Below are 23,715 nucleotides of genomic sequence, written 5' to 3'. Positions count from 1 at the left end.
AAGTGAAATAATTGCAGTCCGGTACCGGAAATGCTGTAAAAAGAGCAGTCCGGTACCGGCATTTCTGCCAAAATGCCCCCTTTGTTAACCTTGGATCAGGTTTTGTTGTTCTCTATAAGTCGTTTGAAAAGACGTCAAAAAAGGAGAAAACTAAGCTGTTATGAATCTAAATAACTTCACAATTAAATCGCAGGAGATCTTGCAACAGGCACAGCAACTTGCCTTTAATGGACAGCAACAGGCCATTGAGACGGGACATCTGCTGAAAGCGCTGCTGGACGACCAGGAGAGTGCAATTGATTACCTGCTGAAAAAGAACAACGTAAATACTAATTTCCTGTCAACCAGACTGGAAGAACAGATAAAAAAATATGCCCGCGTATCCGGTGGAGAAGGCGGACAGGTATTAAGCCGTGATGCTAACAATGCTATGCTGAGAGCTGGCGCGAGCATCAAGGAATTTAAAGATGAATTTGTCAGTGTAGAACACCTGTTGCTCGGTTTACTCGGTGGCAGTGACGATACTGCCAAACTGCTCAAAGATGCAGGACTGACAGAGAAAGGATTGAAGGCTGCCATAAAGGACCTTCGCAAGGGTAGTACGGTAAATTCACAAACTGCCGATACCCAGTATAATTCCCTCCAGAAGTACGCAAAGAACCTCAACGAACTGGCAAGGGCCGGTAAACTGGACCCTGTTATCGGCCGTGATGAAGAGATCCGCAGAACACTCCATATCCTTTCCCGCCGTTCAAAAAACAACCCTATCCTGGTAGGTGAACCTGGTGTAGGTAAAACCGCGATAGTGGAAGGATTGGCCCACCGTATCATCAACGGGGACGTTCCTGAAGACCTCCGGTCCAAGACTATTTATGCTCTCGACATGGGTGCATTAATGGCAGGTGCAAAGTATAGAGGTGAATTCGAAGAAAGGCTGAAAGCGGTGATCAAGGAAGTGACTGAAAGCGACGGACAACTGATCCTTTTCATAGATGAGATCCATACCCTCGTTGGTGCAGGCGCTATGGAAGGGGCAATGGACGCTGCGAATATTCTTAAGCCGGCTCTGGCACGTGGTGAGCTCCGTGCAATAGGTGCTACCACCCTGAATGAATATCAGAAATATTTCGAGAAAGATAAAGCCCTGGAACGCCGTTTCCAGAAAGTAATGGTAGACGAGCCAAGTGTGGAAGACGCAATTTCTATCCTCCGCGGTCTGAAAGAACGTTACGAAAGCCATCACCATGTACTGATAAAAGACGAAGCGATCATTGCAGCGGTAGAATTGTCAAACCGCTACATTACCGATCGTTTCCTGCCCGATAAGGCGATTGACCTGATAGATGAAAGCGCAGCTAAACTCCGCCTGGAAATGAACTCCATGCCGGAAGAACTGGATGAACTGGAACGCCGTATCAGACAGCTGGAAATTGAAAGAGAAGCTATCAAACGTGAGAACGATGAAAATAAACTGCGTGAGCTGAATGAGGAAATAAGCAGACTGGGAGAACAACGCAGCACATTCAAAGCAAAATGGCAGGAAGAGAAGGAAATAGTAGACAAGTTACAGAATGCCAAATCCAGCATCGAAAACTTAAAACTCGAAGCAGAGCAGGCAGAACGTAATGGTGAATATGGCAGGGTGGCAGAGATCCGCTACGGAAAAGTGAAAGAACAGGAAGAATTGGTAGCTCAGTACACAGCTGAACTGAACGAAATATCTTCGGATCACAAACGCTTGCTGAAGGAAGAAGTTGATGCGGAAGACATTGCGGAAAACGTGGCCAAAGCTACCGGCATCCCGGTGTCAAGAATGTTACAGAGCGAAAGGGATAAACTGCTCCACCTCGAAGAAGAGCTGCATAGAAGGGTAGTAGGACAGGAAGAAGCGATCATCGCAGTATCTGACGCCATCCGGAGAAGCCGGGCCGGTTTACAGGACCCTAAACGTCCTATCGGTTCCTTCATATTCCTGGGTACCACCGGTGTCGGTAAGACCGAACTGGCGAAAGCACTGGCAGAATACCTGTTTGACGACGATTCCATGATGACGCGCATCGACATGAGCGAATACCAGGAGAAACATGCGGTAAGCCGTTTAATAGGCGCGCCTCCCGGTTATGTAGGTTACGATGAAGGCGGACAGCTCACTGAAGCGGTAAGGCGTAAACCTTATTCTGTAGTGCTGCTGGACGAGATCGAAAAGGCGCATCCCGATACTTTTAACATTTTGTTACAGGTGCTCGACGACGGGCGGCTGACAGACAACAAAGGCCGTGTGGTGAACTTTAAGAATACCATCATCATTATGACCAGCAACATGGGGAGCCAGATCATCCAGGAGAATTTCGAAAGGATCGATGAAAAGAACCGTGAGGATATAGTGGATGCTACCAAGGCGGAAGTAATGGGGCTATTAAAGGAAACCATCAGACCTGAGTTCCTGAACCGTGTAGATGAGGTGATTATGTTCCAGCCATTACTCCGTAATGAAATTAAGGGAATAATTAACATTCAGTTACAGCATTTGAAGGACCTCGTAGCACAAAGTGGCATGATATTGGAATTCTCTGATTATGCACTGGAGTACCTGGCCGCCCAGGGTTACGACCCGCAGTTTGGGGCGAGACCGCTAAAAAGGTTAATACAGAAAGAAATCACTAACCTGCTGAGTAAAAAGATCCTGGCAGGGGACATAGATAAAAGCAGACCGGTACTGATAGACGTTTTTGATGGCGTAGTGGTGGTGAGGAATAATAATCATACCGTGAATGCATAATCGCATAACAAGATCTTATATTCAAATACGACGATATACAGTTACGAATACCCGGATAATTCTTTATCCGGGTTTTTTTATGCTGTAATGGACACGCGTCATTTTTGCGTATTTTTGATAACAAAGCAACTTTATGATCGGAGAAAGAGAAAAACGGTTTATGCAGATGGCAGTGGACCTTTCCCGCCAGGGAATGGAGAACGGGGAAGGCGGTCCGTTTGGCGCAATAGTGGTGCGAGGAGAGGAGATCGTTGGGCGCGGCTGGAACCAGGTATTGTCTCATAATGACCCTACCGCCCATGCCGAAGTAATGGCCATCCGGGATGCCTGTACACAGCTGGGTACCTTTCAGTTGCACGACTGTGAGATCTATACCTCCTGTGAACCTTGTCCCATGTGCCTGGGCGCTATTTATTGGGCCAGGCCGCAGCGTGTTTATTTTGCCAACACAAAAGAAGATGCAGCTGCCATTGATTTTGATGATTCATTTATATACCAGGAAATTGGTGTACCTCATAACGATAAGAAGATCCCATTCATCGCCTTCCCGTTTGATGCTGCTTTAAAGGTGTTTAAAGACTGGCAGATCAAGGGAGACAGGACTTTGTATTAGACCCCGGAGAAATGGAAAAACGGGGCTTATAATGCCCTTTACAGAGGCTGTAACTAAACAAAAAAAAGGCTGTCGCGCAGTTAAGCGGACAACCCCAAAAAATTTCTTCGGTGAGCTGTAAATTAAGCGCCTTTTTTAGCTGCAGGCTTATGCATCTTGTGGCCGCTATGAGCTTTAGCTGTGTCAGAAGCTGGTTTCTCGGTTTTTGCTTTCTCTTTCTTAGCAGGTTTAGTAGCAGGAGTCTGCGCAAAAGTAACAGCGCTTACACTCATAAATACTGCGGCTACAATAAGGCTTTTCTTGATGTTCATGACTAGTGATTTTTAGTAAAGTAATCAGGAGATGAATTGTTTCAATTCCCGATGTGAAGTTACGCCCCTGAGAAGGGCAATGCTGGCGGTTTCGTTGAAAAGGGAATAACTATCGTCGAAAAAGGCCAAAGGAAAGTCCGAGTTATAAAAGCAATTGCAGCGTTTCCTGTAAAGCCTTAACGCACAACTGCTTGAGCGTATTGTACTGCTCCGTTACAACATAAGGATCATACGGATCATCCAGCTTTTCAAGCACATCCAGTATAGGATATAACCTGCTTTCCAGTCCTACAAATGAAATAGTTGTCTTCAGGTTATGAGCAGTGCTACGTATGTCTGTAACCACGCCTTCATCAATGGCTTTCCTTAGCAATGAAAGATCTTCCGGCAATTGTGTAACGAACTGCTTTAACATATTCTGTTCGAAATCCCTGTCGCCCATAGATAGTTGCTGCAGATATTCAAGCTGTACCAATGGAGTGTCCGGCTCTGTAGGAATGCCGTTATTGCTGCCGGCGCTGTTGTTGTGATGACCGTTATGATGCGCATACGATTCCCGTGTGCCGCTTTTGCCGGTAAAGAGCTGTATCATATGATAAAGCTCCGCTTCCCGTATGGGTTTCGAGATGTATTCATTCATACCCGCTTGCAGGCATTTCTCGCGTTCGCCCGACATGGCATGTGCCGTCATGGCGATGATCGGAATATTAGATTGCAGGTCTTCCCTTATCTTTCTCGTTGCCGTATAACCATCCATTTCGGGCATCTGAAGGTCCATCAGTACCATGTCAAAATGTTGCCTTGATAAGGCGTACAGGGCCTCCTGGCCGTTATTCACCAGCTGATAGTGCAGCTGCCGGTTACCCAGCAGATGACGTAACAGGTTCTGGTTCATTTTATTGTCTTCCGCAACCAGTAGTCGCACGTCAGGTTGATGAGGCAGAGCAAAATTATCAGGAGAATAATTATAGTTTTCACCACTGTCCTGCGATAACTCTCCTAATGTATAAGGCAATTCGATCTTAAATATGCTGCCTTTCCCTGGTTCACTTTCTACTACGATATGACCATGCTGCAACTCAACAAGCTGCCTCACAATAGTTAAACCCAGTCCTGTACCACCAAACTTGCGGGTAATGTCTGCCTCCGCCTGGTTAAACCGGTCGAAAATAGAAGGCAGTTTATCAGGAGCGATGCCAATACCCGTATCGCTGACAATGAACATTAATCTCACTTCACTTTCTGCGGATGTATTGGCAGGTTCTGTAGTAACCCGGCTTACCCTTATCTGTACTTTGCCTTGTGCAGTAAATTTGATAGCATTGTTGACGAGGTTCACCAGCACCTGTGTCAGCCGCATCACATCACCGTAAAGAATGTCCGGTACCTGTGTATCTATGACTACTGATAGTTCCAGTTTTTTCTCCTGCGCCTTTGGCTGGAACATGAGCTCCAGGGAATGAAGCATCCCGTGCAGACTGAAAGAAACAGGTTCCAGCCGCATCATGCCTGATTCTATTTTTGAGATGTCCAGGATATCGTTGATGATATCCAGCAGGTTCTCACCGGCGTGCTGGATGGAGGCCACGTATTCTTTAGACTTCTCATTCAGCGGCTGCTGTTGCAGCAGGTGCGTGAACCCTAGTACGGCATTCATGGGCGTCCGGATCTCATGGCTCATATTGGCCAGGAACTGATCTTTGACGATGGTTAGCTTCTTTTCCTGCTGCCGCGAATGGTCAAGCGCATCTATCAATTGTTCCTGCCTGTAAATGCGGCTTGTGATATAGAGGAATGACAGCAAACTGGAAAGGCAGGCAAAGAACAGCATGACCGTTCCCCAGTTCAATGCTTTTTGTCCGCTGGTATCTATGAGATGAGTAGTACGGTTTACTTCCGTCTGCCGTAAACTGTCAAGTGAATGAAGTACGATATTAATGGCCTCTCCCAAACGTTTACCCTTCTGAGCGTTGATCATTCTTTCTGCCGACCATTTCCCCTGGGCATAAAAAGTGTCAAGTACAGCAATATTGAATTGGTTCTTTTCTTCTACGAGGTAGTTTAATTGTGTGAGCAGCTTCGCTGTGCTGTCGTTTATCACCAGTTTGTTGATCTCTCCGAGGTCGGCTTTGATGAGAGCCACCTCCGCTTCTATACCGGTGATATTCAGTGTGTCCTGCGATATCAATGTGCCCCGTACTTTACTATCGGTTTTGGCTATACTGGTTTGCAGTTTCTGGAGTTCGTTCTTGACATTCAATTCATCCAGCAGCTTCTCATTGCCGGAGATCAGTTTACGTATATTCTGCGCCGAATTGAACTGCAGCACGATAAATAATACCAGTCCTACAATGAACAGACCCAGCAAGTAATATTTCATCAGCTTCGGCTGCATGTTCTCGGAAATATTTTGTTTAAAATTACGAATTACAGCTGACTGTATATAAGAATGACGAATCACGAATACTGTCTATTCGTCACCCGTCATTCGTTTTTAAACCCAAATCTTATCTCAGACAAGCTTGCTTTTCACATGCTTTTGATGACCTTTCGTGCGCTCAGCCGGTTCTTCCCTTTTCATTGTTCCTTATGCTGTTCTTCTCTTATTGTCCGTTCGTAGCCTGCTGGTCCGCACGCCATGCCGATCATTTGCTTATTTAGCCGCTTTCTTCACATGATGTTTCTTATGAGCCTTCTTTGCCTGAGGTGTAGTAGTGGCTTTAGGTTTTTCCTGCTGTTTAGCGTTAACAGTTGCAGCTTTAGATGTTGCCGCTTTATTGGCAGAAATAGTTACGGTTTTGGCAGTTGCTTTTTTTGCAGTATGTGCAGGAGTAGCTGCGAAAGTGGCGGTACCTGCTAATATCATTGCTGCTGCCATCAGTGTTCCTAACTTTTTCATGATCTGTAATTTTTTATTTGATGATTATTTATTTGCTTGTTTTGATGACTCAAAGATACAAGCCATAACAGCCCTGCTGAGGCGTAAATTGTTTAACAGGCGTCAGCCATCGTCGGAAAAGGATTAACTGTCGTTGGGATATATTATATTTGTTCGCCACCTCCTTAAACTGACAAATATGTCAACCAATTAATAAACCCTCTATTTCATGAATTCAAAACAGATCACTTCCGGTATTGCCCTCATTTTACTGCTGCAGGGTGCTTACGCCCAGCAAAAACTGAGTGGTTTCAACAGTGAACATGCCAGGCAACATCAGGAGCTTGAAGCAAATTTCGACAAAGAGCTAAGCGCTGCGGCTATCGGGAATAATATCAAGACCTTGTCCGCACAACAACATTACCTGGGATTGCCCAGGGATAAATGGGTGGCGGAAAACATCCTGCAACAATTCAAAAGCTACGGATGGGACGCAAGGATAGAGACCTACCAGGTACTGTTCCCTACTCCGAAAACAAGAGTACTGGAAGCCAGTTATCCGGAAAACTATAAAGCCGTTCTTAAAGAGCCGGCATTGAAGGAAGACGCCAGCACCGGTCAGGCAGATGAACTGCCTACCTACAATGCATGGAGTGCCGATGGTGATGTGACCGGGGAACTCGTATTCGTAAATTATGGACTGCCGGAAGATTATGACTACCTCGAAAGACTGGGCATCAGCGTAAAGGGAAAGATCGTTATTGCAAAATACGGCCGTTCCTGGAGAGGTATCAAGCCAAAGGTGGCACAGGAGCACGGCGCCATCGGGACGCTGATCTACTCCGATCCTAAAGACGACGGTTACTACCAGGGAGATGTATACCCTCAGGGGCCGTTTAAAAGCGAATACGGGGTCCAAAGAGGCTCTATAATGGATATGGTGATCTATCCTGGCGATCCGCTTACTCCTGGCGTAGGAGCGACTGAAAATGCCAAAAGACTGGAACGTGCAGAAGCGACCAACCTGTTGAAGATACCCGTGCTGCCGATCAGCTATCACGATGCAGCCCCCTTATTGGCCGCACTCGAAGGACCGGTAGCGCCCGAAAGCTGGAGAGGCGCATTGCCATTCACCTACCATATCGGGCCTGGTAAAGCAAAGGTGCACCTGAAACTGGAGTTCGACTGGAAAATGGTCCCGGCCTATAACGTGATCGGCTTCATGAAAGGAAGTCAGTTTCCTGACCAGTGGGTCATCAGAGGTAATCACCACGACGCCTGGGTATATGGCGCAGCCGATCCTGTAAGTGGTCTCGCGGCCTTATTGGAAGAAGCCAAAGCGATCGGCGTGCTCGCTAAGAAAGGTTATAAACCAAGGAGAACTTTAGTATATGCCGCCTGGGATGGTGAAGAACCCGGCTTGCTTGGATCTACCGAATGGGTGGAAACACACGCAGCAGAGCTACAGCAGAAGGCCGTAGCTTATATTAACTCTGACGGTAACAGCCGCGGATTCCTCGGCGTAGGTGGCTCTCATGCACTGGAGCCATTTGCAGGGGAGATTGCCAAAAGCATTAAAGACCCACAAACGAGCGTGACTATCTTCGAAAGAAAACAAGCCGCCGATATCGTATCTGCCGGAACAACGAAGGCTAAAAAAGACCTGCTGTCAAAGAAAGACCTGACCATCAGTGCGTTGGGATCAGGCTCTGATTATTCTTCTTTCCTTCAGCATCTTGGCATTCCTTCCCTGAACATCGGTTTCGGTGGTGAAGGCGCTGGTGGGGAATATCACTCTATATACGACACTTACGAAAACTATTCCCGCTTCAAAGATCCCGGTTTCGAATATGGTGTAGCGCTTTCCAAATATGGTGGCCGCGCGGCCCTGCGACTGGCAGACGCGGATATATTACCGTTTGATTTCCGTAGCCTTTCCAGAACGATCAACACATACACCACGGAACTGATCTCACTGGCAGAACAGATGAGAGAGACAACCGCAGTAGAAAATCAAGTGATCAACAACAATGCATACCAGCTGGCCGGAGATGTTACCAAACCTATCAAAGCACCTGCTGTAAAAGGAGAGGTGCCTTATATTGACTTCTCTAAATTGCAGAACGCACTGGTAGCACTGGATAAAGCTACCCAACAATTACAGGATGCAAGAACGAAAGCACCAATACCTGCAGGAAAAGAAGATGGGTTGAACAAGGCGCTTTATCAGGCAGAACAACAGTTGTTGTACGATAAAGGTTTACCAAACAGGTCCTGGTATAGACACACCATATATGCACCCGGCTTTTATACCGGTTATGGTGTAAAAACGTTACCTGGTATCCGCGAAGCGATCGAACAAAGAAGATGGCAGGAGGCAGAAGAGCAGATCGCCATTGCTGCCGCCGCCGTGAATCGCCTCACTACCTACCTCCAGCAAACAACCGCAGGCCTGAAACAATAACAAAAAAATATAATTATCAAAACACAATAGGACCCCGTTAGGGGTCCCCTGTTGTGCGCCCGGGGTTGCAAACCCCCGGGTTACGAATGGTCCCGGTTATCACCCGGAGAATGAATGGCCAGGGGGATAACCCGTGGATATAAACATGAAACCCGGGGCGATGCCTCCGGGTTTCATGTTTATATCCACGATTGCAATGCGGATTATATATTCATCACAACAAATTCAACCTGCCATTCAGCGCAGCCCTATACGCATCCGCAACCGGTACCGCATTCTTTACTATTATAATTGCCCCATCCTGAATCGCTTCTATCTTATCCAGCGCTACAATATAAGACCTGTGCACACGCATGAACTTCGTATCTGGTAATCTTTCCTCTATTGCTTTCAACGTTGAATGAACTGCATGAAACTTCTGTGGGGTATGCAATTTTACATAGTCTCCCATCGCTTCCAGGTAAAGGATATCATCGAGTTTGATCCGCTTTAGCGTACCGCTATCCCTGATGAATACGAACTCATTATCCGTATCATGAAGCTCTCTGGAATTCGCCTGTTGCACTTCCTTTGCCCGTTCTATAGCTTGCAGGAAGCGGGATGGAGTCACTGGTTTAATAAGATAATCTGCCACATGCAATTCAAACGCCTCTACTGCATAATCTTTTTTAGCAGTGGTAAAGATGATGACCGGACCCTTTTTGCCGATGTTACGTGTCAGCTCAATGCCATTCATACCAGGCATTTCAATGTCCAGCAACAGCAGATCTATTTTCTCCTTCTGCAGGATATTATAAGCTTCTAAGGCACTTGCACATTCACCGGCTACGTGTAGCTGGTCTACATGACTGGCCAGCTGTTTCATGGCCGTGCGTGCGAGTTTATTGTCGTCAATGATGAGGCAGTTCATGTAGCAAAGATAGGGAACCTGTATTCCAGCGGCCTTAAAGGGAGATTATAATTCGCTTAAAACATAGGGGATGCTATGTATTATAATTTTCTTTAAATATCTTGCATACGTATTAATGGGTCTCAACGTGAAACAGCTCAAAGAGCTTTTACTGTTCTTGTCATGTATCTTTCTCCTGCCTTTACTGCAGGGAGAGCCCGCTTTTACGTCCACTACAACACAGACTGTTTTACAAGCCCACATCAGCAAGACCACTTCCGATCATGGCGCTATTAATACAACAGCCGATGTTGATGGAACACTGCATCTGAGCACAGGCGCCCGCAGGTATAATCACCGGACAAGGGCGCTGAACGATTATCACGAGTTATGTCTGTTTGTTCCCAGTATCCGCATTAAGTCTTTATTCGTTTATATCCACGCTGTTTACAAGGGATATAAAGAATCCTATATCAGTGTTGCCGTCACACTCAGCGACTGGCGTGGCCCTCCGATAGCCTGATCTCCATTTTTCTACATGTATTTTATTAATACCGCAGACACGCGTCTTGCGGAAACTTAACACATCTGTCAGTTATGAATAAAAGAATTGCTGCAGGGATGTGGGTGATCATGTTATGCCTGTTGTGTAGCGTACCCCGGTATGCACATGCACAATCGGGCGGGGAACAATTATCCCTGCAACAGGCGATTGCCCTGACCCTTCAACACTACCCATCATTAAAAGCAAAACAAACATTATCTCAGGCCGGACTTGCACACACGACAGATATCAGTCATAACTGGTGGCCATCGGTCAAGTTGGTGGAAGAGGCTACGGTCGGAACCGACAATGGGATCTATGGGTCTTATTTTCCCCTGGGTACGATTCCTTCTACATCCGGTGGTATCCGCGGTGCAAACAGGAATGATGTCATGAGTGGTAATATCGCCCTGGCACAGGTCCAATGGGAAGTTTACAACTTCGGTGCTTATCGCTCACAGAAAGCGGAAGCAGTTCAGCAACAAAAAGTACTGAGCCTTGATGCAGACATTACCGCCAATGACCTGACCATAGCTGCCGTACGGGATTATCTGGGATTATTACAGTTCCGTTCACTGATGAAGATCCAGGAAGACAATATAGCACGTACACGCTCCGTACAAAGGGCGGTGACGGCCATTGTACTACATGGGTTGAAACCCGGCGTAGATAGCTCTGTAGCAGCTGCTGAATTATCCAAAGCAAGATTGAACTACCTCGATATACAGAATAGCTACAACAGTGTGCGCCTGCACCTGGGTATCCTTACAGGATTAGACACCAGTGCTATACAAGCGGATACACTGTATAACAACGGTCTCTTATCTATGCTAACCAGCCTGAATGATACAGTAAACGTCGCGAAAGAACATCCGGTATTGCAGTACTACAATGGCCTGATGCTACAACAGGAAAAGCATGAACAGGTCATCCGGAAAGCAGCATTACCTAAAATATCCCTCCTGGCATCAGGATGGATGCGCGGCTCCAGCGGACAGTTCAACGATATCTATAATAAAAACCTCTGGAGCGGATTTGGTTACAACAGATATAACTACCTGGCCGGAGTGGCGCTTACTTATAACCTCGCTGACATAGGACATACAAGAGATAAAATGAGGGAACAGCACCTGCGTACAAAAGCCGCTGCCGTACAACTGGAATCCACGCAAGCCGTACTGGATAATCAGCTGCAGCAGGCGAGGCTTAATATCCGCACATCTCTCGATAAACTGCAGGAGATGCCTGCACAGCTCAATGCCGCCAGAGCCGCTGCTCTGCAGAAGATGGCATTGTATAAAGGAGGACTGACCAACATCATTGAAGTTACCAATGCATTGTATCTTCTGAACAGGGCGGAAACAGACCTGGTACAGACGCGCAACGCAGCCTGGCAGGCGCTCTTTACACAGGCATTTACGGCTAACAATATTCAGGAACTGGTGCAGCAACTCGAAGTTGCCCGCAAGCAGTAATATCAAAAAACATAATTATGTCATTAGTCACAAGCGCACTGAAAAAGCCATTGTCCGTTGTAGTACTTACTCTCGGCATGTTCCTGTTTTCAGTACTGGCTGTCATGAATATTCCCATAGATATCTTCCCGAAGCTGAACCTGCCGACCATCTATGTGATAGAACCTTACGGAGGAATGTCTCCCCAGCAGATGGAAGGCTTCTTTGCTACCCGTTTGCAGGACCAGTTCCTTTATGTGAATGGCATTAAGAATATCAGCAGCAGGAATATACAAGGGCTTACCATGATCAAGCTCTCTTTTTATGAAAATACCAATATGGCGGAAGCCTCGGCACAGGTGGCCTTACAGGTGAACCGCGCCATGAAGTTCTTCCCACCGGGCGCGCTGCCTCCACAGGTAGTGCGTTTTGATGCCTCGTCATTGCCCGTCGGACAATTGGTGTTCAGTTGCCCTAACCGGTCGTTAAAGGACATCTATGATCTTGCCAATACGCGCGTCAGACCAATGTTCGGAAGCGTGCCCGGATTGTCTGCACCGCCTCCTTTTGGCGCCAATTCACGGTCTGTAGTTGTCAATGTGGACCCCGACCGCTTACGCAGTTATAATATGAGTGCGGATGAAGTGGTAGAGGCCATCGCAAAGAACAACGTGATGACGCCCTCCGGCAATATCCGCATCAATAACACGATGTATGTAACAACCATTAACTCACTGGAAAAAGAAGTGCAGGATTTTGGAGACATCCCGATCACCACCGACGGCAATTCCACCGTTTTTGTCAAGGATGTGGCAAGAGTATCTGATGCTGCCGATATTACGGTGGATTATGCACTGGTGAACGGGAAACGCTCCGTTTACATACCTGTCGTGAAAACTGCCGACGCTTCTACCTGGGAAGTGGTAAAAGCACTGAAAGCAAGATTGCCTGAGATGCAGAGCCTCTTGCCCGAAGACGTAAAGGTCTCTTATGAATTTGACCAATCGGTATTTGTGATCAATGCAGTTAAAAGCCTGCTGACGGAAGGTTTGCTGGGAGCTTTATTAACAGGGCTGATGGTGCTGTTGTTCCTGAAAGACCTACGCAGCTGTCTCGTAGTCGTGATCACTATACCGATCGCGATATTAGCTGCCGTATTAGGATTACAACTGGCTGGGCAGACCATCAATCTCATGACCTTAAGCGGACTGGCACTGGCCATTGGTGTACTGGTCGATCAGGCAACAGTGACAATTGAAAACATTCACCAGCATCTTGAAATGGGCAAATCCAAGCGACAAGCTATTTACGAAGCCAGTGAAGAGATAGCTTTCCCCTTGCTGCTGATACTCTTGTGTATCCTGGCAGTATTTGCACCTTCCCTTATTATGACAGGTGTTCCCAAAGCGATGTTCCTTCCTTTGTCGCTCTCTATCGGATTTGCCATGATCGCCTCTTATTTCGCCGCACAGTCGCTGGTACCCGTACTGGCCAACTGGTGGCTGAAAGAAGGTAAGTTCAATCACGGTCTGGCGTTGGACAATGAAGAGATTGATCAGATCAGTCATGATGAGGAACATCCTGCAAAAGAAGGCGGCTTTGACCGTTTCAAAAACCGTTTTGTAGGATTGCTTGAATGGCTGGGCAGGCGCTCCCGCTGGGTGATCACGCTGTATGTCATCATTGCCCTGGGAAGCGCAGGCGCAGCGTTTATGATAATCGGGAAAGACCTGATGCCCCATGTCAATAGCGGACAATTCCAGCTACGCCTGAAAGAGCCGGACGGTACCCGTCTTGAAAGAACGGAAGAGAAGGTGCATCAGGTGCTCACTTTGATCGATAGTACGGTGAACGGCAATGTAGCTATCAGCTCCGGATATGTCGGTTTGATCCCAAGCAGTTATGGTACCAGTAACCTGTACATCTTCAATAGCGGTACGCACGAAGCGGTATTACAGGTCAATTTAAACGATGATTACAAAGTTGATATAGAAGCCCTCAAAGATGAATTAAGGGCGCTTATTAAGGCTAAAATGCCCGAAATGAGGGTAAGCTTTGAACCGGTGGACATGACCGAGAAGATCATGGCTCAGGGAGCCGCTACGCCTATCGAAGTCCGGGTAGCGGGCAAGAACATGAAGGAAATAGCCGGATACGCCGGTCAGCTGGTGGACAAACTGAAAGAGCTGGACTATCTCCGTGACGTGCAGATCGCGCAACCACTGCATTATCCGGTCATCAATATCAATATAGACCGTTTAAAGGTGGCGCAGATGGGACTGAATATGTACCAGGTGGCCCGCTCGGTAACTGCGTCAACATCTTCCAGCAGGTTTACCGAAAAGAACCAGTGGCTAGACGAGAAGGTAGCTTACACTTACCAGGTGCAGGTACAGATACCGGAATATATCATGCAGACCATTAACGACCTGAAAGAGATCCCGCTCGTGAAAGGACAGCCAAGACCCGTACTCGGCGATGTCGCAACCTTTTCCAACAGCGAGATGCCCGGAGAATTTGACAGGGCCGGTACACGGCGTTTTGTAACCGTCAGCGCAAACATCACAGGGAAAGATCTGGGCACAGCAACAACGGCCGTGCAGGCTGCTATCGGCCAGATGGGAGAGCCTCCGCGGGGTGTGAAGGTAGAGTTAAAAGGCAGTTCAAGCCTCCTGGTCGACACGTTGTCCAGTTTGCAGAACGGTCTCCTCCTCGCAATAGCAGTAATCTTCTTACTGCTGGCGGCCAACTATCAGTCGTTCAAACTCAGCTTCGTCGTACTGGTGACAATTCCGGCAGTTATTGCAGGGGCCCTCATCATGCTGCTGCTGACAGGTGCAACACTGAACCTGCAATCATATATGGGCATGATCATGTCCACCGGTGTATCTGTGGCTAACGCAATCCTCATTGTCACTAATGCAGAAAAGCTCAGACTGGAATACCGGGACGCGTACAAGGCCGCTATCACCAGCGCCGGCATCCGCTTGAGGCCTATTCTGATGACCAGTCTCGCAATGATTGCGGGTATGATTCCCATGGCGACCGGACTGGGTGAATCCGGCGACCAGACAGCCCCTTTAGGCAGGGCCGTAATTGGAGGACTGATCGCCTCAACTCTCGCAGCCCTGCTGATCTTACCACTGGTATATGCCGCCATCCAGCGGAAGGCATCTTATGATGATCCTTCACTTATGCCCAAAACAAAAATCAAAAAAACTAAAATAGCCACCACTCATGCATAAACATATAGTCACTCTAGGCCTTGTCGGATTGTTGTTCACCGCGTGCCATGAAAAGGCCCCGCAAAAGAAGGCGGTGGTGAAAGACAGTAAAGGCAAAAAGTTCGAGCTTGCTTCAGTTGTTAACGAACCACTTTCTTCCAGTATACAGCTGCCTGCTGTATTGGAAGCCTATCAACGGGTGAGTATTTATCCGAGGGTAAATGGATTTGTAAAATCTGTATCGGTCGACAGAGGCAGTGTTGTGCACAAAGGAGAAGTCCTGATCACCCTCGACGCACCTGAGATCATTCAGCAATACTTTGCTGCGCAATCTAAATACCTCCAGGCAAAGGCAGTATTTGCAGCCTCCAAAGATAACTACGAACGTACGCTTGCCGTTAGTGAAACGCCAGGCACCATTTCTGCGCATGATGTGGAAGTGGCTAACGCCCGCATGGCGGCCGACAGTGCCATCATGAACAGTGAACTGGCTAATCTGCGCGCATTGGATGCTACCCGGAGCTATCTGACAGTAACAGCCCCTTTTGATGGCGTCATCACAGAACGTAATGTCCATCCGGGAGCATTGGTCGGTCCCAATACTAAGTTGGAAGGAGGCGCTATGCTGATGCTGGAGCAGGAAGACAGGCTGCGTCTGGTGGTGCAGGTGCCGGAAGCTTATAGCGCACAACTGTCGGCCAGCCGCCAGGTGTCTTTTCATGTAAATGCCCTGCCTGGGAAATCATTCGCAGGTGCTATCAGCCGCCAGGCCGGTTCGCTGAATGACCGCTACCGCTCTGAAGCTGTAGAAGTGGATGTACAAAATGTGGGACATCTGTTAAAGCCAGGTATGTACGCAGAGATCACCATCCCCGTTACCGGTTCCGCTCACGCAATGGTGGTGCCCGCCAGTGCAGTGGTCACCTCTACCGAGAAAAAGTACGTCGTTGCCATCAGGGAGGGATATACCCGTTGGATAGACGTTCAGGAGGGCAATCATCATGGCGATTCATCTGAAGTGTTCGGTAGCCTTAATCCGGGTGATATGGTCGTTATCCACGCAAATGACGAGATCAAAGAAGGAGTAAGGATAGATTAACGATAATTGAAACAGCCGCCTCATTAGTGACAAGGCGGCTGTTTCATTTTATTCCTCCGGCAGCATTTTTGTATTTCATGGGTAAAAGATACTGATATGACTACCAAAAAATCCATGAACGAAAAGCGTGCAACCAAGCTGGAAAAACGTAAGGTTGCGACTGCTGCCGATATCATTAAACCGGGTGAGAAAAAAGAGTTTAATGACGATAAGAACAATACCCTCGAAGGGTATGATGAAAATGAATACGATGGAAAGGATAAAGCTGACGCAAAACGGCGTAAAGCTTAGACAGTCCACCCATTATTAGCTGACACCCTGAGATAGAATAGGAGGGTAGGTATTAATATGGAAATAATATATAGTCTAGTCTTGAATCAGCATTATCTATAAAATGTTCACAATATGTTTATAAGATAATGGGTTTCCTAATGTTCACATAACCAGCTATTTAATAGCTTTAGGGTAAAATTATGGAACATGGGAAAACAACAAGGCATTCTTCCCTTTACCGGGCAACTCGGCGACAGGGTCGGGTATCTCAGGAATGGGAAATATTTCCTCCGGCGTAAAGCACTGGAGGTAAGGCAAAGTCCCGCTACGAAACGGGCAGCAAAGGATTTCGGCACCGCCAGTAAAGCTGGCGCACAATTACGTCATGCATTGTATACGGAGTTGCATCGGTATTACGACAGTAACGTTATTACTCGCCTTAATAAAGCACTGACGGGCGCTATCCAGAATGATCAGTATCGCCCGGCCGGTGAACGGCGCCTGAATGTAACCAACATGCAGTCGTTAAATGACTTCCATTTCAGTGCACATAGCAACCACCAGCGCTTGTTATCGTGCACACAAGTTATTTCGGAAGATGTTCAGGGTAGGGTACAACTCAGCTTTTCCGGTCTCAGGCCCAACGCGCCAAAGGGAGTGACCGACGTGAGCATCAAAGCGATTATTATATCAGCAAACTTCGAAAGAAGCGCCCTGGAAGTATCAGCATCTGAAACAGTAACAATAACGAATAGGAAACCGTGTGACGCTATCACACTTACTATTGGTCCCATCCCCGGTACTAGCGCTGCCCATAAAGGATTGAGGATCGTTTTAATCGAAGTACAACCCCACATCGGGGTGAACGGCCAGCTGCTGCCATCAGGTAATAGACAAGGTTACGCATTGGATGTTATCGCAGTACTTCCGCCGGTATCACAGCTCGTAAAGGTTCAGCGCGAATATAAGAACAACGCCCCGCTGCTGAAGATCATTCCCCGATATCCAAACCTTAAACCCCAGCGTGTTTTCAATCCCCCATTTGTAAAGGGATCTGTTGACCTCCTGCTACTACCTTCACTAACTAATGATCACTAAAACAGCCTTTATGATCTCGCTGTAATTACATAAAACAAGATAGTATGTTAACTCCCAAACAATCGGAACTCACTTTCCGGATGAATACCTATGTCAGTTTGAACCCAACTAATTACCTACCTATCAGATAACTCACACATTGTGTCTATATGTTCACTGTTAATGACCTATTCGGGAAGAAAAATCATGCAACTTCATAACTTTTACCCATCATATCTTATAAGTCCAGCTCACGTCCGGTGCAACGTCTACCTTACTATACGCTTACGGCATCCGTTCGAGGTATTAACAAAACACAATAGGACTCCGTTAGGAGTCCCCTGTCTGTAGCCCCGAGTGTAAACCCGGGGTTTCGTATCAATCGCCCCGTTATCGAAACATCATATCAATCGCCCCGTTATTGTTTGCCCCATATCCCCACATCACGATATCAACTCACATTTTGATTTAATTGATTATCCAACCTTTCATCAAGAAATCCACATATCGCCGCAGCTATTCTTTCTGCATCGTCATAATTATTTACAGGCCTGTTCAGTTCATTCAACAGATGCCGTGGTAATAACCTCCTTTTCTCCATTTCTCTAAATGCTCTCGCTGCATCCCCACCCGTTGCGCCAACAGGAATAACCGGTACATTCGCTTTTTCCGCATTTTCATAAGATATATAGGTGCCTCCCAATCCTCCGATCATTACCAATGCATAAGCTCTGCCCAATACGGTCTCATACCATAATGTCTCGTTTGCAACCCGTATTATCAGGCCTCCGTTATATACCGGTTCCTGGGTTTCAAGAATAACCTGTTGAAGATAGCGCTTATCAAGGATTCTCTCTTCAGCCAGTTGAATAGCGTAAGCTTCGGCAGCAACAGCATCCACGCCTGGCCAGCCCCCGGTGATAATGCCATAGCCGGCTTTGGCCAACTCTCTGGCCAGCGCATTACTCATCATCCATTCCGGTTGAGAAAGACGGTCTTTACCGGTACCGGCTATAAGGATCCATTTGTGTTTGAAGGCTCGCGTATTGGTGGATGATCTGATCTTAGGGTCAAGATCTGCAATAGTAAAGTATTTAGTTTCTGAGTTTACTATGTCAAAATTGGGCGATTCATCGATACCTTCAAGTTCAAAACGTTTGTCTATATAATCCCGGAGAGAGCTCGTGGTAATTGTATGACTGTTGTTTACAGCGGCCTCTCCATATAATCCATCCAATACAATACTGTTATTCTCATAAGGGATGTTGTCATTGACCCTTAATGGGACCTGATAAACGCAACTAGGCGCCGGAAGATGAGCTGAATCGAGGGAAAACAATTTAGGCGATCTTTCGAAAGTAAAATCGACCGGTATGTACTCAGCAAAAACAACTACCCTGGCAAATCCGGCATTGGACAAAGAATTAAGATATGGTGTGATGCTTATGATAGCATTGCTTCGCTCCGCACTCCATGACGCCAGCAGCAGATCGTCTGAATTCCTGGGCATATATCCGCATAAATAAATGTACAATGCCCGCTTTTTATTCTCTTTTGCCATGCTGACAAGCCGTCTGATAGTTTTGTCGATATCACTCCGCTGAACTTGTACATCCGACCCTGTAAGGTACGTAAAGCAATGATCGCGTTTAATTTTGTTCTTCAGCGCACCCGACAGCCAGTCTGAAAATCTTCTGGCATTGTGTACTCCGGCAGGCAGTCCCGGAAGATTCTCATAATGCGTGATACCAATGGACATTCCCCATGGTTCATAATCTTCCTCCTCCGGCTTCAAATATTTGATCAACGGCCCCGTAACACCCTCCAGTTCTTGTATCAGTTTATTGACATCTTCACCGGATATCACTGGCCTTCTATCAGCAGGTAATAAAGGATAATCCTTGTACACTGATGGATCAGCTTCACTTTCATCTTCCAGAATAAAATAAACAGGGATCTCCATGGCATAAGCGATCGTCAGTAGTTTCTCAATGTTATACCTCGGCTCATAAGCATACATGGACTGCTTTAAGCCAATAAAGATCATATCCGGGAACCGGTTATGAACGGAAAATGATTTATCAATTGCAGACCAGGTATTTACATGTTCAAGATCAACTCTTTTTTCATGCAATGCGAATTTTAGCTGGTTGTAAAAAGTAAATATGCCTGCTTCTGCCTGCGAATAGTATAAGCATTGTAAGGCGTCTATTGCCTGAAGATCTTCATAGTTCTTTATAGTAGTCATTACACCAATTCCAACGTCTTCTATTTTAGGCAGAAGAATATCTTTCCAATGATCTTTATGCACTACAAACAATGGGGTTTGCCATTGGTTACCCTCATTGGCCAAATTCAGGAAGTGTTCAAGTACTGCTTTGTAAAGATCGATGTACATTGTACGGGGACGCCCACGCAGATGCTGCGCCAAAGCGTCTGTCAACATCCCGCCTATACCATTCAGCTCATAACACTTCTCTTCCAGGTGCGTGGCCATCAGGGAAAAGTGTTTTGGATTGTTTTCATCCAGCCAATGGCGGCTACCGCCATGTGTATCAAGTATAAGTATTATCGTAGGATTATTGGGTGCAGATAAGACCAGCTGTTTAAATTCAAAGTCAGTCAAAATACCATTCTCCGCCTGACTGGTATACTCTGAGCTTACATCCAGGTCATGAAAGAAAAGCGCCGAGTTAGTCTGCTGATTACTTGAATGCCCGCTGAAGTAAAATATAATAGTATCATTGCTTTTTGCATTAAAAAGCACCTTCCGGAAAAAGTCGGCTACATTATCTCTTGTGGCTTCGTTGTCATGGAATAAACGTTTGTTGTCTTCTGCAAGCAGCTTTTCATGTGTCAGCACTTCCAGCATCTTATTGGCATCGCTTACTGATGCATGCAGATTGAAATTCTTGTCCATGTATTGATCTATACCGACGAAGATGCCGTACGCCTGTCCCGGACCATAGTCTTCTTTTGGTTGCTCCCTGCCGATCATATCCTCGATTTCCTTATATACAATTTTCAGGAATGAACCCCTGCCTTCCTTCGAGATGTAATCAGATAATATCGCTCCTCCCAACGACAAATCATCCGCATCTATGTTTAATAGTCCCCATTCGAATTCTTCTTCTACAATATAGTATAACAGAATTCTTCTTCCGCGGCAGATATCCAGAATCGTCTTTAGCCGGATTCTATGTAGTGGGGAAAGTAATTGAGGACCTAAACCGAGAAAAAGGACATTTGTTTCGAGCAATAGATTAACTAGTCCCGTTATATCATGCTGCCCTTTATTGCCTTCCGCATCGAAAAAGTGTGTCCACAATATAGTTCTTGAGGAAACTCCCGGCATTCCTTCCATGTCGTAGTCATATTCCTTCTGCAGTAACCAGCAGCATTTCACGATTTTCTCCTGTTGGTGCAGGAAGAATATTTTTAACAGGGCCATCGTTTTTTGTCTGCCCTGCTCCCGTATACCCTCGCTAATTATTTCATGTAGTTCTATAATACTGTTTTCTGATCCCGGTCCACGCCCCATGTCAATTAGCATCTTTTTAGCTTCATCTATAGCTTCAGATGTTGTTCTGGAGAATAACAGGTTATCCCAGTTTAACGCCCCTGGTATCAGATGTGGTAAGCTGAAAATGTCAGCGGAGGTTCTGTCTATTAAAAATTCCTGTAGAAGAGTGGAATAGAATTGAGCATATGTAATGTCGTTGGCAGCACTTGCAAGTACACTTTTAAATAAGCTTTCGTCTTTTTTTTCATTTATGCCATATCCTGCAATAATAAGACTGAATGTTGAATATATCTCAAAATACCATTCACTAAGAATATTGTCGCCTTCCAGCATACAAATAACATCGGGACTAAGATTCGGAAATTGGCTTGTAATCAGGTCGTTTAAGATCTTCGGTGTAAGTCCCGGGTTAACCGCCACATGAGGCCCATATCTTGCGTAAATGATCATCGTGTCGCCTTCCTTTGAAAGGGATAAGTATTTATTAACCAGCTCCCGCACCTCAGATGTCGGATTTTCCGATCTGGGGAATAAAATACTTACATTTTCTGGCTGTATATATTCCTTTTCAATGAAGAGATTTTTGATTTGTGTTATCTCTGTTTTAATAATGTCATCTCCCAATTCTATAAAGAGACCATATGTCTTATTTGCATTCCCATTATTTTTATCATCTATGGTTGATGTCTCCTTCTTCACAATCGTCTTCAACTTCTTACTCAACGCCCCCGGCAGATTGATCTTAACCGGTTGTCTGCCATCCACCACCTGATCCGTCAGCACAATACGTTTCGACGTTACCCCCGCGGGCTCAGTTGTCAAAGATTCAGGCTTATTTAAAGCCTTTTGCAGCAACCCGGAGAACTGTTTATTATCTTTCTCCAACGCAGTGATGAGGTTGACAATACCCAATCCGCGGCTGGTGTTCTTCTTCTGCAGTTCCTGTGCAAGAGAACTAAGTATCTGTTCAGCAGCACCCCTTGTGTTTACTTCCATAACCGCCGCCCATTGCTGGGCGTCATAATAATTCCTCCATGCGCTTCCTTGTGTGTTATGCCTTGAATACTGATATAGAAAAGCCGCCAGTTCCTCCTTTACAAATTGATTGCCCCTGTTTGCCCGCAGGTCCTGTAAAAGACATTGACGTACATTGGCGTCCATCTCAAACAGGTCAGGACCCGTCTGACGGAAGATGTTGCTCTGGATGCAATCGTTCACCGCCAGCGCATGTAACTTAACTGAAGCTCCGTTCTTCATAAATGTTCCAAAGTTGGCCCATATCTGATATAACAGATGCACGGTCACCGCAATAGGGAACGCCGCCATCTGTATAAGCTCCACATGGTCACCGTTCGGATATAGCTGCGCATACTTATCCACGAACGATTGTATCGCTTTCCTGGCTTCCTGTGTATGATCATTATTGTTGCTCATTGACCGATATTTGAAACGCCTTTTGTTTTGAAGAACTGGATGATATTTCCCATATGATCGCTATTATCATTCCCAGGCTCAAACATCTTCACATAACGGCTGATCTTCTCAGCAGATGTCCCTTTCCATCGCGCTTCAGGTAAGGGATTCAACCAGGCTATACGATGCGACCGCAACTGATATAACAACCTGAATACCTTTCTGACCCTATCTTCACTATAATAGCCCCGCGCTGCTCCCGCATCACTGACAATGAGAATATTCCTCGACGGACTTGTGATCAGCTTCCGCAGTTTTACACTTCTCGTATGCTCCGGATTGGTGAATAAATATTCCGAAGGATAATTCCGGAAATAGAAAACGTCTCCCTCATTCTTCACACTGCCGGTAGTAGCACTTTCCACCACGGCATCTGCCAGGTCTTTAAATGCGATCATAGACCCTTCATGATCTATCAGTAAGGTCCAGCGGGTCACAAAGCCGTCTTCCTCCGTTAATTTCCATTCATTGAAATAACCTTTTCTGGCTACTTCTTCTACTGTAGCCGGAATATCTATAGTAGCACGGCCGGCACCCGGAACTTTGTATCGTAACGACCGGATCGTTTGCTCGATGAAACGCCGGCTAACAGGTAGATAGCGATTATCAAACGTATAGTTCTTTTTTCCGAACAGATGATTATAGTTATTGTCCGTAGTTGCGGCAGTCGTATCATCTTTAACCTCACTGATATAGAAGTTCAATTCACCTGCTTCTTCGTCAGGAACGTTTTCAATCTCTTTCTTATTTTCCTTTTTGTCTTCGCTGCCTTCCTCTCCGGGTTTTTCTGCGGATGTTTTTGTTTCTTTACTACTATCACTGCCGATCTTCTCCTCCTTCTTTGCAGACTTCTCATCAATGGGAACCGGGATGTCCAGCTGCGCATATATTCCCAGATGCCTGTTAAGTATTTCTTCCAGTATCTGTTCATTCATGATATTACTCTTAAGATGGAATGGCTTCAGCCAGAGCTTTTTACAGAGGAACAGCAACTCTTCTTTTGAGGTCAGGCCATAACCATTTTTAAGCGTATCGATCAGTAAGAGATAGGAGGAAAGATCCACCCCTTTCTGCGGCAAAGCCTTCTCTGTCCTCATAATTTCAAGGAAAGCGT

General features: G+C 46.3%; 15 protein-coding genes. 9 read left to right on the top strand and 6 right to left on the bottom strand.

Annotated features, from left to right (window positions below; translation table 11 throughout):
* Window positions 1-160 precede the first annotated feature (160 nt).
* Both clpB and C7475_RS02615 read left to right on the top strand, forming a co-directional pair.
* A complete protein-coding gene (gene clpB / locus C7475_RS02620; protein ID WP_110050741.1) occupies window positions 161-2,779 on the top strand; it encodes an ATP-dependent chaperone ClpB in 2,619 nt (872 codons plus the stop codon).
* A 133-nt stretch (window positions 2,780-2,912) separates the two neighbouring features.
* Window positions 2,913-3,392: a nucleoside deaminase gene (locus C7475_RS02615; RefSeq protein ID WP_110050739.1), complete on the top strand. Its 480-nt coding sequence runs from the start codon at window positions 2,913-2,915 to the stop codon at window positions 3,390-3,392.
* 122 nt (window positions 3,393-3,514) lie between these two features.
* Here C7475_RS02615 and C7475_RS02610 read toward each other — a convergent pair whose 3' ends face one another.
* From C7475_RS02610 to C7475_RS02600, 3 genes are all read right to left on the bottom strand, one after another.
* On the bottom strand, window positions 3,515-3,703 hold the full coding sequence (locus C7475_RS02610) for a hypothetical protein (protein ID WP_110050737.1): 189 nt from the start codon (window positions 3,701-3,703) through the stop codon (window positions 3,515-3,517).
* 142 nt (window positions 3,704-3,845) lie between these two features.
* Window positions 3,846-6,098, bottom strand: a complete 2,253-nt coding sequence (locus tag C7475_RS02605; RefSeq protein WP_110050735.1) for an ATP-binding protein — start codon at window positions 6,096-6,098, stop codon at window positions 3,846-3,848.
* A gap of 258 nt (window positions 6,099-6,356) precedes the next feature.
* A complete protein-coding gene (locus tag C7475_RS02600; protein WP_110050733.1) occupies window positions 6,357-6,602 on the bottom strand; it encodes a hypothetical protein in 246 nt (81 codons plus the stop codon).
* 208 nt (window positions 6,603-6,810) lie between these two features.
* Between C7475_RS02600 and C7475_RS02595 the strand changes: the two genes are divergently transcribed.
* The gene (locus C7475_RS02595) at window positions 6,811-9,045 is read left to right on the top strand and encodes a transferrin receptor-like dimerization domain-containing protein (RefSeq protein WP_110050731.1); all 2,235 of its coding nucleotides are present in this window, start codon (window positions 6,811-6,813) and stop codon (window positions 9,043-9,045) included.
* Between the two features lie 214 nt (window positions 9,046-9,259).
* On the opposite strand, the gene C7475_RS02590 is transcribed toward C7475_RS02595, so the two are convergent.
* On the bottom strand, window positions 9,260-9,955 hold the full coding sequence (locus C7475_RS02590) for a LytTR family DNA-binding domain-containing protein (RefSeq protein ID WP_110050729.1): 696 nt from the start codon (window positions 9,953-9,955) through the stop codon (window positions 9,260-9,262).
* A 127-nt stretch (window positions 9,956-10,082) separates the two neighbouring features.
* Between C7475_RS02590 and C7475_RS02585 the strand changes: the two genes are divergently transcribed.
* The 6 genes from C7475_RS02585 (at window position 10,083) to C7475_RS02560 (ending at window position 17,626) form a co-directional block, all read left to right on the top strand.
* The gene (locus C7475_RS02585) at window positions 10,083-10,457 is read left to right on the top strand and encodes a hypothetical protein (protein ID WP_146217445.1); all 375 of its coding nucleotides are present in this window, start codon (window positions 10,083-10,085) and stop codon (window positions 10,455-10,457) included.
* Between the two features lie 74 nt (window positions 10,458-10,531).
* Window positions 10,532-11,953 carry a TolC family protein gene (locus tag C7475_RS02580; protein WP_110050725.1) on the top strand — a complete coding sequence of 474 codons (1,422 nt, stop codon included), beginning with the start codon at window positions 10,532-10,534 and terminating at the stop codon, window positions 11,951-11,953.
* A gap of 17 nt (window positions 11,954-11,970) precedes the next feature.
* Window positions 11,971-15,177 carry an efflux RND transporter permease subunit gene (locus C7475_RS02575; RefSeq protein WP_110050723.1) on the top strand — a complete coding sequence of 1,069 codons (3,207 nt, stop codon included), beginning with the start codon at window positions 11,971-11,973 and terminating at the stop codon, window positions 15,175-15,177.
* Entirely contained in the window at window positions 15,170-16,255 is a 1,086-nt protein-coding gene (locus C7475_RS02570) for an efflux RND transporter periplasmic adaptor subunit (protein WP_110050721.1), read from the top strand. The genes C7475_RS02575 and C7475_RS02570 overlap by 8 nt, the downstream gene beginning before the upstream one ends.
* A 96-nt stretch (window positions 16,256-16,351) precedes the next feature.
* On the top strand, window positions 16,352-16,546 hold the full coding sequence (locus C7475_RS02565; protein WP_110050719.1) for a hypothetical protein: 195 nt from the start codon (window positions 16,352-16,354) through the stop codon (window positions 16,544-16,546).
* 189 nt (window positions 16,547-16,735) lie between these two features.
* Complete coding sequence (locus C7475_RS02560) at window positions 16,736-17,626, top strand: hypothetical protein (protein ID WP_110050717.1); 891 nt, start codon at window positions 16,736-16,738, stop codon at window positions 17,624-17,626.
* A 430-nt stretch (window positions 17,627-18,056) separates the two neighbouring features.
* Here the strand turns inward: C7475_RS02560 and C7475_RS02555 are convergent, their stop codons facing one another.
* Both C7475_RS02555 and C7475_RS02550 read right to left on the bottom strand, forming a co-directional pair.
* A complete protein-coding gene (locus C7475_RS02555) occupies window positions 18,057-22,562 on the bottom strand; it encodes a caspase family protein (RefSeq protein ID WP_110050715.1) in 4,506 nt (1,501 codons plus the stop codon).
* Window positions 22,559-23,698, bottom strand: a complete 1,140-nt coding sequence (locus tag C7475_RS02550) for a hypothetical protein (RefSeq protein WP_146217444.1) — start codon at window positions 23,696-23,698, stop codon at window positions 22,559-22,561. The genes C7475_RS02555 and C7475_RS02550 overlap by 4 nt, the downstream gene beginning before the upstream one ends.
* Window positions 23,699-23,715: the final 17 nt, after the last annotated feature.

The organism is Chitinophaga sp. S165 (genome assembly GCF_003182155.1).
In the GTDB taxonomy this organism is placed as follows: Bacteria; Bacteroidota; Bacteroidia; order Chitinophagales; family Chitinophagaceae; genus Chitinophaga.
Note: the sequence above shows the minus strand (reverse complement) of the source record. Positions and strands in the feature narration are given on the sequence as shown.